Here is a 15,260-nt window from a genome sequence, read left to right as displayed (position 1 = left end):
ATTAAGATAGTTGCGTTACGAGATTAATAATTATCGAATAATTAATAATCATAGATTTGCAACTCTCAAATATCTGACAAGAATTAGAGAAAATTTCGGTAACGCCAGCTGAACCGGAAAATTCATGGATTTTCAACTTCATGGAAAAAATACTCAGTTTCTCCGTAAATCAACACTTCTCAATAAAGGGATAGTTCCAAAGTCTATTTGTGCAACACGAAAAGGAATAGTAAGCTTCTCTTTAGCCTCAAGGGAGTCAATGAATTAAATTATCACTTTAGTGGTGTTAATTATCAAATTGATTTAAATATCGTTAATTCTCAGGATTAGAATATTACAAGCACATAAAGGACGCAGCATAAAAAGGGATGAAGTAAATTGTTGAACAAAAATGTGCAATTTAGTCAACGACGGTCTCCCGAATATCAACCAAAAACGATAGTTTTTCGCATAATTCTCCCCCACTTGAGCACAAAGAGTGCAAAAAAATAAAATCAAAGAAATTGAGAGGACGAATTGACGAATGTAGTGCGGAAGAAATCATTGAGGGAGCTTGCAAACTTGCCGCTTGTCTCGAACGAAGCTGCGGTCCTCAATAATACTCTGGACGGCGTTAAAGAGGTTTGCAGGCACGATCGGAACGTGCGATCCCTTTATCAAACGTCCGTCCCACCGCAGGTAGCCAGCGTAGATAGGATTCTTGAGTATCCGGCTGATAGACCAAATAGTCCAACGGCCACCTCGTCTGGTTGCAATTTCATGCCTATTGAGTCGCCACGCAATCTCGCGCATTTTCTCCCCCCTAAGATAACTTTGGAAAATATCTAAAACAATCCCGGCCTCATCATCTACAACAGTCAGTTGTCCGTCCACAAATCTGTAGCCAAAAGGCGGATAAAAACCGAGCAGACCCTTGCCCGACTCAGCTTTCTGAGCCATACCCATATAAGTCCTCTCCCCGATCTGTTCGCTCTCCAATTGGGCGATTCTCTGGATGATGTCAACAACAAAACGTCCGACGGCATTTGATGTATCAAAAGATTCCTGCATGCTAGCAAATTTCTTACCCCATTTCTCAAGAGTCTCCATCATAATCATGAAATTCTTGCTGTTTCTATGAATTCGATCCATTTTCAAAACGAGGATCATGTCCCATTTATCCTTTTCCTGCATCATTCTCTGATAAGCTGGTCTGCGAGTGTTTCTTCCGCTATGTCCATCATCGCAATAGATATCCGCAATTTCCCATCCTTGGGCTTCGCAATACGCGATCAGCCTCTCTTTCTGAGCATCGAGTGAAAAACCTTCCTTTGCCTGGTCTTCAGTGGAAACTCTAATGTAAATCGCCACCCTAGTCAATCACAATTCCCTCCCCTTTAATGCGAATGAGATTACGCCCGCTCTTTTCATTACGGAGTTTTCTTCGAATCTGCTTCATCTCCTGGACGGCATTGTAGAGCTCTAAGGAAATACATGCCTGGTGCGGAGCCTTGATGACAAAATTATCCCATTTCATGAACCCGCAATAGAGGGGATTTGAAAGGATTTTCCCAATTGTTCCTTTCTTCCATTTTCCGCCTTTCTTCGTTGGCACACCCTTAGCATTGAGCCTTTCAGAAATTTCGTTCAGACTCAGTCCTGCTAAATACCATTCGAAAATCCTTTTGATTACCTGTTGCTCTGTTTCAATCGGGATAAGTGTTCCATTCTGATAGTTGAACCCATATGGTATTCCAAAACCCAGGTATCCTCTTCCCTTTCTTGCTTTCTGGGTCATGCCTATCTTAACTCGTTCTCCGATCTGCTCGCTCTCCAATTGAGCAATGCGCTGGATTATATCCATGACAAATCGTCCTATAGCACTCGTTGTATCGAAGGACTCCTGCATGGAATTGAACTCCTTCCCCCATCTCCTGAGATCCTCCATCATTGTCGCAAAATTCTTGCTGTTACGGTGTATCCTGTCCATCTTTAGAACGACAATAACGTCCCATTTATCCTTTTCCTGCATCATTTTTTGATATGAAGGGCGTTTGACATCTCGGCCACTATAGCCACTATCAACATATTCACCGGCAATCTCCCATCCGCGAGCTTTGCAATAAGAATGCAATCGTTTGAGTTGGGCGGGTATGCTGAAACCTTCCTTCGCCTGGTCTTCGGTTGATACCCTAACATAGAGTGCAGCTCTCAGCTACATCCTCTCCAGCATTGTTGAATTTAATATCTGGATAGGATGCTCCCATCCACATTATCTGACAACTGTCAGACATATATTACTGTGCGATATAAGAATTTGTCGAGGTACTGCCCGATAATGTGTAATTCATTGAACGCAATTTTGTTAATAGATATCGTTACAAGCTTTCTGATTTAATGTCTGAGCAATAAGTTTGATTAAATAATCATTGAACGATTTATCGCCCATTGAACGAGGAAGAGCTCAAGGCCAGGATTGCAGAATTGAGGCAGGAATTCGGAAACCTATTAGACGACGAGGCACTCAGAAGATTGATTTTGGATGAAGAAGGTCTACTAATAATGAATATGAAATGTGTGTCCGACCTGAGAGACCGCGAAGAAGCATCGGTTGAAGCAATAGTCAGTAGAATCTTCGGCATAAGAGAATTCAAGAAATCAGATGGATCAAATGGCAGAGTGAGGAATATAGAGATTGAAGACGGGACAGGTGGAGCTCGTCTTGTGCTCTGGGATGATGATGTCGACCTGCCGGAAAGAATTGGAATAAAGGTTGGCACAAAATTAAAGTTGATCAATTGTTTCGTGAAGATCTCAGATTTTGGAATCGATATTATGCGGGGGAGGAGGGGCAGAATAGAGATAGAAAATTAATAAATATACGCATTTTTTATCTTTAATTGCGATACGAACTAAATAAAATTTGGAAATCTCATTTCAATTCGCCATTGAAGATTTCTTCCTGAATGAATCGAGGCAATTTGCTGGAATTTATCAAGAAAATGAAATATGATAAAAAGGAGCAAAAGGGTTTGAGAAGTTCACGTTCTCTTTCTGCGGGTAAACACAAGGATGACGACGATGAATGCAGCTGCGATCACGATTGCAATCACAAGGAGAGCGGCCCAGTTAGACAAGCCACCAGATCCCCCACCGGTCACCTCATCAGAAATCGACGCCTCGTAACTTTCGATTTGCTCAAGTTGCGACTCGGCCATCTCTGGCTCAGCCAAAGTTGCCTCAACTTCTGTGCCCTGGAAAGGATCATATGGGATTTCTGATGGCATCTCGATAAAGCTTAGTTCCGTTGTTGCCTTGGCTAGGAATTTGATCCCAGTAGAGTAATAAATTCTCTCGCGACCATCATTAACCTTGATGACGTAGACCTCTATTGTTCCGAAATTCCCTAACTGGATGTTCCTTTTTTCTATGCAATGCAGTTCCAGGTGGATGGGAACTTCGAAGCTCTCTATAACTCCGTCGTGAATATTGACATCTCCATCCTCAATCGTGAGCTTGTCAAATTCTATAGGGAAGTCCGCGATACCCGTTCTTTCCACGAATTCCTCCGAGAAGATCTCCTCCTCTACCTCATCTGGCAACCCTTGGATATCTAGGAACCCGTCTATTGTACCAGAAACGACTGCGGTCGAATCAACCGACCAGCTATCACCTGTGTCGAATGGGAACTGGTAGATGTCAAGATATGGTCCGAATTCTATGTCAATGTTGGCATTCAGATTGAATCGAACTGAAATATCATAGTTGTCGTAACTGATGGTCACGTTGCTGCCCTCTGCCTCCAAGGAGGGAATATTTTTGGCTTCGAGATCAATTATTGAACTGCTCTTGATCTGCCAGTCTATGGTCTTGATTGCTAACGTCTCTTTGTCCAGGGTTAGTTCTCCCATAGAAAAAATGGCGAAATCCTCGTCAAAATCGAGACTTATTTCCTTATGCTGTTTAGGCACACCTGGCATTCCTGACAAAATCCAAATTGCTGGGTTTCCAACATCATAAGTCCCAGCAGATGGCAGACTGCCCTCGACAGCGATATGCAATTCAGATGCCATCTTGGCACCCACCTTTATTGTTACCAGGTATTCGGTGTTTGTGACATCAGTCACTTCCCAAAGAACCCAAAAGCCACCAGTGCCTTCCACATCGAACCTTGTCAGGGTCACGTTCGCTTGCGATAGAAGATCTTCGAGATCGGATTGAACATCCTGCAAATCTGGAGTGAAATTGTATTCCGATCCAATCGCCCATCTGTCCCCTTCTTGCCACTCTGGGGCTTCAGCTTGCGCGGATACGACCGACGGCACCGAAACAGAGAGAACACAGACGAGAGCCACGAAAATCGAAATTTCAATAAAACGCTGTTTCATCTGACTCCTCCCAGCTGTTTTGAATCAATTACTTGGTCTGTATTAGAACCTTTCGGGTTTGTTATTAAAAAAGAAAATAAGAAAAAGAGAAATGTGGGATCTATTCTCTTACATCATTCCCGGACCCATGGGTCCGCCTGGCATTTCCCCGTACTGTCCCCCTGGTCCGCCCTCAGGTGGTGCAGTTCTCTTCGCAGCGATGACGTCATCGATTCTAAGTATCATGCCTGCGACTTCGGCCGATGATTTGATCGCTTGTGTTTTGACTCTTAGCGGTTCGATGACGTTCTGCTCGAGCATGTTGGATGGCTCGGTGCTATTCAAATCAACTCCAAAGTATTGCGATCCCTTTTTGTTGCTCTTGTGTACGCTCTTTAGTTTGAGAACAACATCAATTGCGTCGTGACCAGCGTTTTCTGCCAGTACCCACGGAATGATTTCCAGCGCGTCAGCGAAAGCTTCAATAGCCAATTGCTCGCGGCCCCCAATGGAGGAGGCGTAATTGGCTAGATGCAATGCAACCTCGATTTCAGGAGCTCCGCCGCCAGCGACAGCCTTTCCGTCCTCGAGCGTCACTCCGACAACACGAAGCGCATCGTGCAGGGACCTCTCCACTTCGTCGATGACATGTTCAGTTCCACCGCGAATGATGATGGAGACAGACTTTGGGTTTTTGCAGCCCGTGATGAAAGTCATATCTTCTTCGCCAACTTTTCTCTGCTCAACAAGTTCAGCAGTCCCAAGGTCAGAAGCCTCCAGTTGGTCAAGGTTGCCAACGATATTTCCACCAGTTGCTTTTGCTAGTTTGTCCATATCGGACTCCTTGACTCTTCGAACTGCGTAGATCTCCGCTTTGGCAAGATAGTGCTGCACGAGATCGTCGATTCCTTTTTGGCAGAAAACCACGTTCGCACCAGATGCCTTGATCTTCTCGACCATTTTCTTCAACGACGCTTCTTCTTCATCGAGGAATTTCTGCATCGATTCAGGATCACTTATCTGGATTTTTGCCTCAACCTCGGTCTTCTTGATCTCAAGTGCCGCGCTCAACAAAGCGATTTTCGGATTCTTAACGGACTTTGGCATCCGGGGATGAACACGTTCCTTATCAATGACGATTCCCCTGATCAGCTCAGTATCGGCAATCGAGCCGCCGACTTTCTTAGCGACCTTGATATTATCGATATCGACAACGGTCTTTCCATCACGGTTTTCCGCGACCGCTTTGACGGCCTGAACGGCTAATTGAGCGAGCTTTTCCTTTTGACCACCAACGCTCTTACCCATCATTGCCGTACTTGCGATCTTCATGAGCAGCTCTTCATTATCGGCCTTAACATCGATTGCAATCTTCTCTAATGTATTAACGGCCTCTGCTGCAGCCATCCTATATCCATTCACAACGATTGTTGGATGGACCTTCTGGTCGAGCAATGCTTCTGCTTTTTTCAACAGTTCACCTGCGAGGATGACTGAGGTTGTTGTGCCATCCCCGCACTCCGAATCCTGCGTTTTCGCAACCTCAACAACCATTTTCGCAGCTGGATGCTGGACGTCCATTTCCTTAAGAATCGTCACACCGTCGTTAGTGACGACGATGTCGCCCATCGAGTCAACGAGCATTTTATCCATGCCTTTCGGCCCAAGGGTCGATCGAACTGAATCGGCAACTGCGCGTGCAGCAGCAATATTATTTGACTGTGCTTCGCGGTTCCGACTTCTTTCCGTACCTTCTCTGAGTACGATGATCGGTTGACCCTGTCCCATAGAATATGCCATTAAATAGCCTCCTGTGCGGCGGTATTTTGGTACTTCTATATGAAGTATTGCATTGATGAGTGAGTTTCTGGGAGTGCTTCGACAGGAGTTCGATGCCGTTAGTTTCAGTATAGAACGATTGATCCAGTATGTTTTTTATTGAATGCTGATTAATCCCTCAGTTCAGCCAACATCTTATCGAGAATGAATCAAGAGTTGAATCTAGAATGCCCTTTCAAAGTGGATTTGATTTTTCTTGCAAAGCCCGAAAATTTCCCGTTGAATTCTCTGATAGAAGGAATTTGAACGTGCTTTATTAAGGAACTCCTCTTTAAAATGAGAATCCTCCATCAAATCACATGAAATAAGTGTTTCCATCATATCCGGTCTCAAACGCAACTTGTCAACCATAACGCGTTTAGTGCCTGTCGACGCAATCTCCGAGATGAGGGCCCCTAGGCGATCTTCTGTGACAATAGGTAGTATCGGTCCGATCATGGCATAGGTGTCGATCTCTAATTCCGATAGCTTCTTTAAAGTCTCAATTCTTTTGGACGGTGGAGGGGCATGCGGTTCGAACTGACTTGCAAAATCATCATCGATTGTCGTAATTGTGATCCCCGCCTCAGCACCGCACATTCTAGAAATTAAATCCGCATCCCTTAATATAAGGTCAGATTTGGTCAGTATGCTCGCTTTTAATTCCGAACGTGAAATGATCTCGAGACTTTTTCTTGTGATGCAGTAATTGCGTTCAATTGGCTGATATGGATCAGTTACAGTTCCAATTCCAACGATACCTGTCTTATTGACGATCTCTCGTCTTAAAATATCCGGCAAATTGATCTTGACCTCAATTTCAGTCGCCCATGATCCTCTTTTGAGTTTGAGCACAGATGGTCCGTAACAGTAGAGGCATCCGTGCTCACATCCTCTGTATGGATTCAGCGCATAATTTAAACCAGGGAGTCTTGAAGGAACAAGAGATGATTTGCATATCTTTTCTCTTATAGTAGGGAAATTGGCACTACGAATTGGATTTCCATTTTCGAACGAATAAAGGTCATACATACTCTTCAATTCTCCGCTGATGCAGTGTGTCTCTGAGGATCTCGCTGTGTTTGATCCAGACATCAATCGGAATGTCCATTCGCGAAGAAATGTATCTAAGGGCATCTTCGAGTCTGCTGAATCTAAACGGTCGCTGGTTTAATGCCATCCTAACATTTTCCCTCACATTCCAGACACCAACGGGCATGATGTAACCCGGATGTGCTTCCCTGAAAATTACAGCTCCCGCTTGTCTCCTCTCCCTTTCAAGTAATTCGTTAACAGCAAGACGTGCTGCATAATAGCAACCTCCGATCTGTGCATATTCTTTCCTGCCGTTGTAAAATTCGTGGTCACTTATAATCTCAATCTGTTTCCCCGATGGATTCCATGCGGTATTAGGATACCATGCTTCAATTAACTCATATCTCCACGTAGTAGGAAGTAACAGCACGATCCAGCGGTTGTCGAGTTGTTCCCAGTCATAAATTCGGAATTCGTCAATCAATGGATAGGTTTTTGTTTTTTTGAGGAGAGCTTTCCCTATTAAGTCATCTACGGCAGTGATGCTCCATCGGGTTGGAACAAACCTTCTGTTCCTTTCGATTCCAAAAGCCCCAACACTGAATGCCTTCTGTATCCGGGATATCATAACTCCCTGTTGATAGAGACCAACTACCGCTTCTACCGCGCGCAGATCTGTATCATAGTATGCCTTTTCGATCTTTTGATCGAACTTTGGATATTCAATGCTGAGTTTTTTTAGTTTTCCAGATGGTCCGAATGGCTGAACCTCATCATCAAGCACAATTCTACCTGATGGTGGTTTTTCGAATTTTGCTTCCACACCGATTGGATTGATCGCAAGAGCGAGCTCCCTCGTTTGATCAACGATTCTTGATGGCGAGCTGATATCTGCGACATCAATCTTGTATTTCCCTCTGACCAGGGAAAACCTGAAATCTACGATCTCTTCAATCGTTTTTCCAACCCATAACTCAGGAGTATCCATAATCGATGTATCACCAGATAACGGAGGCACGAGGGGACCGATGTCTACCTTTGGATATCCATACCGACCAACAAATACCCCTGGTGGTGAATCGCCAAATAGATCGATGCCGTCGATGAGTCTCTTAGTCTTTGCGTGGGAGTAGAATTTGAGCATTAATGGACATCGGTCTTTCCCACAGAGCAATTTTGATCCCTTACACAAAACACAGAGAGATCCAGATGTTTTTTTCCCGATGAAAAAGGCTGGATCTTTAAACATATTTATCATGGCTTCTCTCTGCCCAATCATGAATACTCGCTATTTAACTCACGTCCCGCTTATTTTATTCTTGCGACGAGGTCTGCGAAAATCGCTCAATTATTAACTCAGCCAGCTAGGGAAAGTATGGTATAATCGCCTCTCTGATTGAAGGAGGAGCCCTTGAACATCCTGATATTCGCCCCTTTGATTACATAACCGTTCATTGCCATTTTCTTATAAATTAGGTCATTGATTACGGGAAATCTTGCAAAAATCCTCTTTTTCCCATTCATGAGTGATTCATTTTCACAAGTTCTAACAAGCGCGTCGAAGCCAATTTCGGATCCAATATAGTCAGGATCAACAAGAATAACTCTTATGGATGCGTAATCCCCCTCTTCATCTTTCAAGTAGGTGTGGAGCAAACCGAAGCCTATGATCTGTCGTTTCATACGCCATACAAAGACCGAGCCTAACTTCCTTTCCACGATCATTTCGATGTCTTTGAATGGGTCGAGACCATCAGAAATCTTCGATCCGATCCTTCTGACCGCTTCTCTAATACTTATTGGGTCATGTTTAATCTCTTCAATCTCATTGTATTCCTGCAGTCTCACCTGTTGCTTTTGAGTAAGCGGTTTTTCAGCGATTACGGTCAAGGCATCTGGACGGTATCCGTTGGACAAATAGAAATGTAGATTTTTCGGAAGATGCGACATCGTTTCAATGCCAATAGTCTCACAGCCAGATCTTCTCAAAAAGTCCTCACATTCCGAGAGCAATGCGCGACCTATCCCACGATTTTGAAATTCCGGCAAAACTTCAATCGGACCTATCCATCCTAATTTACCCCACACATGTGAATAAGCTGCACCAACGATTGATTCGCATTTCTCAGCAACAAAGCAACCTTTCGGTTCTTTCCAGATGTAAGCTTCGATAATCTTCTTGGATCTCATTGGATAGCTGATCCTTCGTCCCGCATCTCGAGTCGCCATGTCGGACCATGCTTTCTGTGCCATTTCTCGAGCTTTTTCGATGTCCTGCAATTTCATCTCCCGAATTATGAGTTCCTCCTTTCCCAAGGACCTGCTAAACATTCTGAACCATATCTCCTCTTTCGTGCGGTTGCATGTGACTTTATTCGATCAGTGGATCACAGATATTCCGTTTTTGGCTCATATTGCGCCTCACTTTTCGCTCTTCGAACGTCTTGAGCGGAGGCTAATCAGGGCGGCAGTCGCACCGGCTCCAACTCCGTTATCGATATTGACAACTACAAGCCCAGGAGAACACGTCTGAAGCATTGAAAGGAGTGCGGCCTCGCCTTTTCCTCCCATCCCATAACCCACTGATGTAGGAACGCCAATAACAGGTACATCGCTGAGACTTGAAACAACGGAAGCGAGCGCCCCTTCCATTCCCGCGACGACAACAATTGCATCACAGCCATTTTTTAGCATCGACTCCAATGGATCAACAAAACGATGAAAAGCGGCGATCCCTACATCGTATGCAGTCATGACATGGCATCCCATCGTCTCAGCCACGATCCGAGCTTCCTCAGCTACAGAAATGTCGGAAGTTCCTGCCGCAAGTATTCCTATTATCCCCTCTTTTGCGCAGAGCCCACCCCGATTTATAACGATCATTTTTGCTCTTTCTTCCCATTTGACTCCCTCAGATCCTATTGCATCGACGACCGCGTCAAAATGGGCCCTTGATGCCCTCGAGACGATGATGACTCTCTTGTTTTCCATCACCCTGCGGATAATCTCCGACACGACCTCTGGAGGTTTACTCTCTCCCAGTATGATCTCTGGAATGCCACGACGGGCTTCCCGGGCATGATCAAAGATCGTGTGGTCGCCAATCCGCTCAAGGAAGTCCAATTTGAGTAGTCTCTCTGCTTCTTCAATACTGATTTCCCCTCTTTTGAACTGCGCCAGTATTTCACGAATCTTCATCGGTTGTCATATCCACGATCGTCTTCTTTTTCTTTTCCATCGAAAATGTGCGCGTTAATCAATTCGAAGAAAATCACTTCAAATTCAATCTGATGGTTGAAAAATCAACAACGTTCATATCTGATAAATGTTTTTTAACTATCGTGACAACCAAAGAAACAAAACTGAGATTGTTAAGAGAAACGCTAGAGAAAACTGGGAGTGTCGTGATCGCTTTCTCAGGTGGAGTCGATAGCACACTCCTCTTGAGAGTGGCATCGGAGGTGCTAGGAGATCGTGTATTAGCAATCACGAATATCTCATCAATCACACCTTCTTGCGATAGAAACAATGTCGTCGAAATAGCTGAGAAATTTGGAGTGAGATTGAAACAAATTAATGTTGATCCACTCAATGACCCTCAATATGTTTCAAACCCCGTTGATCGCTGCTATATCTGCAAGCGCCATCTTTTCCAAGCAATTAAAACAATAGCCCAGGAAGAGGGGTTTTCAACAGTCATCGATGGGAACAATGCGGATGATATTATATCTCACAAATGGGGTTCAAAGGCAGCGAGAGAAATGGGGGTCAGGAGCCCACTAGCGGAGGTCGGATTGACTAAAGAGGAAATAAGGGCGATCTCACGAGAAATGGGATTGCCAACTGCTTACAAACCGTCAAATGCCTGCCTTGCGACAAGAATCCCATTCAATGAGAGAATCACTCTTGAGAAACTTGTTATGATCGATAAGGCGGAAACTGTTATCAGAGATATGGGGGTCAGACAAGTGCGCGTGAGACATCATGGTGTTACGGCACGTATAGAAGTTGAGCCAGATGATATGGAGATCATCGTCAAAAAAAGGCGCGAAATCGTAAGTAGCTTCAAAGAACTTGGATTCATTTATGTAACCATGGACTTAGAGGGGTTCAGGAGCGGCAGTCTGTCAATCATGCTTGACCATCAGAATGATTCTTAATGATTGACCCAAAGAATCTGAGAAGCAACTATCTTTGGCTTTAGGCGCATTAAGGAGATCCAAACATATGAATTTCATCTCGTGCGGTCACCACGAGCCATTATTTAATTATATTTCAATTTAATATTTATTCTACTTCATCTTGCTCACATAGAATCGGAAAGGTTGTATTTCCTCGATTCCCGCGAAGTTGTTCAATTTGAAATCGGAGCTCATGCTGTGAATTGCCTCGTCCTGTTTCTCAACATAGGTAGGATGCTCAATTTGTCGATTTTGTAAAATTAACCTGTTCGACGAGCACTGCCGGCGTAAGAGTTGGGACGTCGACCTCCCACCACTTGACCCATTTTCTTTCTCGCGACAGTTCTTTCACGTTTTTGAGAATCCGCAGAATATTGTCGCTGATTCTCAATTCTCTTACAGCCCTCTCGATCTCCCCTTTTCTTATTAGAAACATGGCGTCTCTGGGAATCGTCGAGAAATCTCCAGTTTTGTAGTTTTGATATCTCAGGTACCAATTATTCGTCAAGTAGAGGCCATCATCGATCGAGTTGATCATTTTCTCAACGCTTGAATTACATGGTTCAACAATCAGGTTGAAAGGATGAGGTACGATTAGACCTGCATTGGCCGTGCTCTCTGTATTGAATTTCTTCGCTGTTGTGCTATTATGTAAGTAGTTCTTGAGGACACCTTTTTCCAGGATTGGTGTTCGTTTCGTTGGCAACCCTTCTGCATCAAATGGAAATGCGCCATAGGTTCCAGCAGCTGACGGGTCATCAGAGATGCTGACAACTTCTGACGCGATCTTCTCACCAATCTTATCGCCGAGAAACGATATGCCCGCATCCACATAGAACGCCGATGCGAATCTCCCAATTTGGTTTGCGAGATCTGCAAAGACCATGGGACCGAGGATCGCGGTGAATTTGCCAGGGGTTCCTTGCACGGGGTTCGACGAGAGCTTGGCCAATGTCCCTGCTTCAGCACCTGCGGATTTCGGGTCGAAATCCTCTGGTTTTGAAGCGATTGAAAGTGAATGTCCAGAGGCATGCTCATTTACAAAGGCCCTAACGGAGAGTTCAAGTGTTGATTTTTTTGTTCTCGCGAACACGTCACCGCTGGTCATGATAGTGACTTGCACGTTCCTCCCGATTAGAGAGCCAGCAATTCTCTTGCCACCTTCTTTAAGTGCAGCATCTACCGCTTCTTGCACACTGCCCACGAGCTCTTCTGAATCTAGTAAAATCTCCCTCTGGTTCATTAATCGGTCGTCGTACTTGAACGGACCCTTGGGAAGCGGTGCATAAATATCACCAGGCTGGCTCTTTGCAGCGGTCTCAACAGCCCTTTTTACTGCCGCCTTTAGTTTCCTCCTCGAAAGATCATAGACATTTATTCCTACCTTTCTTTCTTTTATCTGGACAAAAATGCTTGCAGATGTCTCATCTAGATCCTTAATAACTGTAATCTGGTTATTCGAGAAGCGGATCATCTTTTCTTCATTTTCCATCACCATAACGGAAGCATCTGTAGCCCCTTCGTTTCTGCAAAGGTCAAGTACGAATTGGCAGATGTCTTCATCTCTCATGCTGATCCCCCCACGAAAATGCCTCGCAGTCTGAGATGAGGTCCACCTGTCCAGACGGGAATCCCTTGCATCGGATCACCTTTCCCGCAGGTCGCGGCAGAAAATTCAAGATCTTTCCCGACTGCATCAACTGCCGACCACAGACTGGGCGTCGTGATTTCGATCACTGGGTTTCTGATCCTCTTTGCCAGTGTACCGTTCTCGATCTTGTAAGCTTCCAGGCCAACATATTTCTGATTATAACGGCGGTCGTCTATATTCCATTCCATGAAATTCTTGATGTATATTCCATTGGAGATTCCTTCAATCAGTTCTTCGAATGAGTACTCGCCGGGTTCAACAAATGTGTTTGACATACGCACGATCGGTTCTCTGTCGTATGAGACGGAGCGTGAGGAAGCATTACTTTCCGTTCCAAATTCATGAGCGGTCTCCCTATTATGCAAGAATTCGTGAATCCTGCCATTTTTTATCAGATACCTTCTCCGTGCTCTGACACCTTCGTCATCATATAGGTAATATCCAAATGAGTGCGGTATTGTCGGATCGTCGACGACGTTGATGACCTCTGAGCCAACCTTAATACCAACCGACTCCTTCGTGAGGTAGGTCTCACCTGCCTGCGCCGATTCTCTTCCCAAAATTCTATCAGCTTCCGCTGGATGACCTGCAGACTCATGGCTGACGATTCCAACAACCTCTGGACCAAGAACGACATCATATCTTCCGCTTTCAAAAGACTCCGCGTTCAAAAGCGTCTGCCCGAGACTAGTCGATTCATTTCTGAGTCTAACTGGCAAATCCCAGCGTTCGACGGCTTCCCATCCAGATGATTCACCAAGAGAAATGGTTCTTTGTGCATAACCCTTTTGCGGGTCAAAAGCTGTCAGTATAGAATCGATTGAGACCCGGGGAATGCTGCTGCGAACATCCGCTCCGTCCGATGTGATTATGATCTTTGTAGTAATTGCCGTGTCTAATGAGATGTACCTGCCAGGTAAATTTATTCCGATACTTCGTGCGGCTTCAATTGCGGCAGTATCCGCCTCCCTTAGGAGCTCTATTCTCGATTCTGTCGAAACTGACTCAAATTTGATCCTCGGTTTGATCTCGAATCTTTCCTTTCCTGTAGCCCCCTCTTCAAATCGAATCTTTGATTCTCGCATCCTCGATGCTTCTTTGGCGGATGAGACCACTTTTGCGACGAGATTTCTGATATCGTTTTTGTTCATCCTGTTCGTCGCACCAAAGCCCAGGGCACCATCAACGATAACGCGGATAGAAATTCCTCTCTTCGTGTCGAAGGAGGTCACTTCTGGAATACCGTTTTTGAGAAGAGTTGATTCGAAAGCATCTTCTTGGAACCGTGCTTCTGCGTATGATGCGCCTTTCTCGGACGCAAGGTCAATGATCATTTTTAGATAATCTTCAAAGTCTATCATATCCTTCGCTGACTCCTCTGTACTGTATTAATCATCTAAATTAATAAATCGGTCGATGCACATAGCCTAATACCTGGACGGCGCGAATCTGCTGGCCGGATGCACTAGATCAAATGGGCGCATTATCAAAAATAGATCGTATAATGTTGGTGAAAGTGGGATCCGGTCATGTATTTGTGTAGACCACATGATTCTAATCGGTATGAGCCCCACATTGTGGATGTTGGACGCAAGAACTTTCTTTCCCAGTTCACCCTCTGTGGATAGGAGAGTACGTCAAGTATGAATCAACTTCTGGTGGCATACCAAAAATGTAGAAGCCTCATACATTTGAAATATTCCCCAGAGCACAACACTAGGGGGCTTTATTGAGGGTCAGATTATATTTCCGAAATTGACCATTCCTGCTCTGACCAAGATGGCGAGCTTGAAATCTGATGCGTCTTTTCCCTCAATAAAAAACGACCCATAATAGGCCAAAAATGCACCGGCCAATTGCTTGAGGAAAATAAGTATTGTTTCATACACATTCTCGAGTTAGGGGTAGACCGTTGAGTTTTTCCCCAGGATTTCCACCATGTGGGTCGTGAATTTGAGATTGATAGTATACGGTGCCAGCTCAAGTAAGGTGCTGCAGGTATTGAACTAATCCTTCTCTGGTACATTGGAGCCTTTTGGCTGTCGGAGATATTACTGGCTTTTTGCGAGCTGGAGACACAGTGGCCCGCTTGATCAGCTAGTGAGTACCTATTCCTTCTTTAACATGGTTATAAATGACTGGCTACTTGATCTCTTTAATAGCCTTCACAAACGGAAGGTCGAAGGCATTCATGGTCCATCAGATCATTAAACGAAAAAAGCATACTTT

12 protein-coding genes are annotated in these 15,260 nt (G+C 44.6%); 2 read left to right on the top strand and 10 right to left on the bottom strand.

Annotation, left to right across the window (positions count from 1 at the left end; genetic code table 11):
- Positions 1-540: 540 nt before the first annotated feature.
- Both QHH00_01220 and QHH00_01215 read right to left on the bottom strand, forming a co-directional pair.
- Positions 541-1,350 carry a recombinase family protein gene (locus QHH00_01220; GenBank protein ID MDH7508005.1) on the bottom strand — a complete coding sequence of 270 codons (810 nt, stop codon included), beginning with the start codon at positions 1,348-1,350 and terminating at the stop codon, positions 541-543.
- 1 nt (position 1,351) lies between these two features.
- Complete coding sequence (locus tag QHH00_01215) at positions 1,352-2,194, bottom strand: recombinase family protein (protein MDH7508004.1); 843 nt, start codon at positions 2,192-2,194, stop codon at positions 1,352-1,354.
- A 323-nt stretch (positions 2,195-2,517) separates the two neighbouring features.
- Here QHH00_01215 and QHH00_01210 point away from each other — a divergent pair, with 323 nt between their 5' ends.
- A complete protein-coding gene (locus QHH00_01210; GenBank protein MDH7508003.1) occupies positions 2,518-2,853 on the top strand; it encodes a hypothetical protein in 336 nt (111 codons plus the stop codon).
- A 167-nt stretch (positions 2,854-3,020) separates the two neighbouring features.
- Here QHH00_01210 and QHH00_01205 read toward each other — a convergent pair whose 3' ends face one another.
- From QHH00_01205 to larB, 6 genes are all read right to left on the bottom strand, one after another.
- A complete protein-coding gene (locus tag QHH00_01205; GenBank protein MDH7508002.1) occupies positions 3,021-4,367 on the bottom strand; it encodes a hypothetical protein in 1,347 nt (448 codons plus the stop codon).
- A 108-nt stretch (positions 4,368-4,475) separates the two neighbouring features.
- Positions 4,476-6,146 carry a thermosome subunit beta gene (gene thsB / locus QHH00_01200; protein MDH7508001.1) on the bottom strand — a complete coding sequence of 557 codons (1,671 nt, stop codon included), beginning with the start codon at positions 6,144-6,146 and terminating at the stop codon, positions 4,476-4,478.
- A gap of 201 nt (positions 6,147-6,347) precedes the next feature.
- Positions 6,348-7,196, bottom strand: coding sequence for a radical SAM protein (locus QHH00_01195; protein ID MDH7508000.1), 849 nt, complete (start codon positions 7,194-7,196; stop codon positions 6,348-6,350).
- On the bottom strand, positions 7,189-8,448 hold the full coding sequence (locus tag QHH00_01190) for an Nre family DNA repair protein (GenBank protein ID MDH7507999.1): 1,260 nt from the start codon (positions 8,446-8,448) through the stop codon (positions 7,189-7,191). The genes QHH00_01195 and QHH00_01190 overlap by 8 nt, the downstream gene beginning before the upstream one ends.
- Positions 8,449-8,555: 107 nt before the next feature.
- The gene (locus QHH00_01185) at positions 8,556-9,479 is read right to left on the bottom strand and encodes a GNAT family N-acetyltransferase (protein ID MDH7507998.1); all 924 of its coding nucleotides are present in this window, start codon (positions 9,477-9,479) and stop codon (positions 8,556-8,558) included.
- Between the two features lie 141 nt (positions 9,480-9,620).
- On the bottom strand, positions 9,621-10,397 hold the full coding sequence (larB, locus tag QHH00_01180) for a nickel pincer cofactor biosynthesis protein LarB (GenBank protein ID MDH7507997.1): 777 nt from the start codon (positions 10,395-10,397) through the stop codon (positions 9,621-9,623).
- Between the two features lie 143 nt (positions 10,398-10,540).
- Here larB and larE point away from each other — a divergent pair, with 143 nt between their 5' ends.
- Positions 10,541-11,359 carry an ATP-dependent sacrificial sulfur transferase LarE gene (larE, locus tag QHH00_01175; protein MDH7507996.1) on the top strand — a complete coding sequence of 273 codons (819 nt, stop codon included), beginning with the start codon at positions 10,541-10,543 and terminating at the stop codon, positions 11,357-11,359.
- A gap of 259 nt (positions 11,360-11,618) precedes the next feature.
- Here the strand turns inward: larE and QHH00_01170 are convergent, their stop codons facing one another.
- Together QHH00_01170 and QHH00_01165 are read right to left on the bottom strand one after the other, a co-directional pair.
- On the bottom strand, positions 11,619-12,950 hold the full coding sequence (locus QHH00_01170; protein ID MDH7507995.1) for a TldD/PmbA family protein: 1,332 nt from the start codon (positions 12,948-12,950) through the stop codon (positions 11,619-11,621).
- Complete coding sequence (locus QHH00_01165) at positions 12,947-14,392, bottom strand: TldD/PmbA family protein (GenBank protein MDH7507994.1); 1,446 nt, start codon at positions 14,390-14,392, stop codon at positions 12,947-12,949. Before QHH00_01165 ends, QHH00_01170 begins: the two co-directional genes overlap by 4 nt.
- Positions 14,393-15,260 lie beyond the last annotated feature (868 nt).

It is taken from the genome of Methanomassiliicoccales archaeon (assembly GCA_029907465.1).
Classification (GTDB): Archaea; Thermoplasmatota; Thermoplasmata; order Methanomassiliicoccales; family JACIVX01; genus JACIVX01.
This window is presented reverse-complemented; position numbering and strand designations above follow the sequence as displayed.

Bases quoted from the DNA above. Each gene is read 5' to 3' on its own strand.
- QHH00_01170 (MDH7507995.1), bottom strand. From the start codon at position 12,950: ATGAGAGATGAAGACATCTGCCAATTCGTACTTGACCTTTGCAGAAAC.
- QHH00_01205 (MDH7508002.1), bottom strand. From the start codon at position 4,367: ATGAAACAGCGTTTTATTGAAATTTCGATTTTCGTGGCTCTCGTCTGT.
- QHH00_01190 (MDH7507999.1), bottom strand. From the start codon at position 8,448: ATGTTTAAAGATCCAGCCTTTTTCATCGGGAAAAAAACATCTGGATCT.
- thsB (MDH7508001.1), bottom strand. From the start codon at position 6,146: ATGGCATATTCTATGGGACAGGGTCAACCGATCATCGTACTCAGAGAA.
- QHH00_01195 (MDH7508000.1), bottom strand. From the start codon at position 7,196: ATGTATGACCTTTATTCGTTCGAAAATGGAAATCCAATTCGTAGTGCC.
- larB (MDH7507997.1), bottom strand. From the start codon at position 10,397: ATGAAGATTCGTGAAATACTGGCGCAGTTCAAAAGAGGGGAAATCAGT.
- QHH00_01165 (MDH7507994.1), bottom strand. From the start codon at position 14,392: ATGATAGACTTTGAAGATTATCTAAAAATGATCATTGACCTTGCGTCC.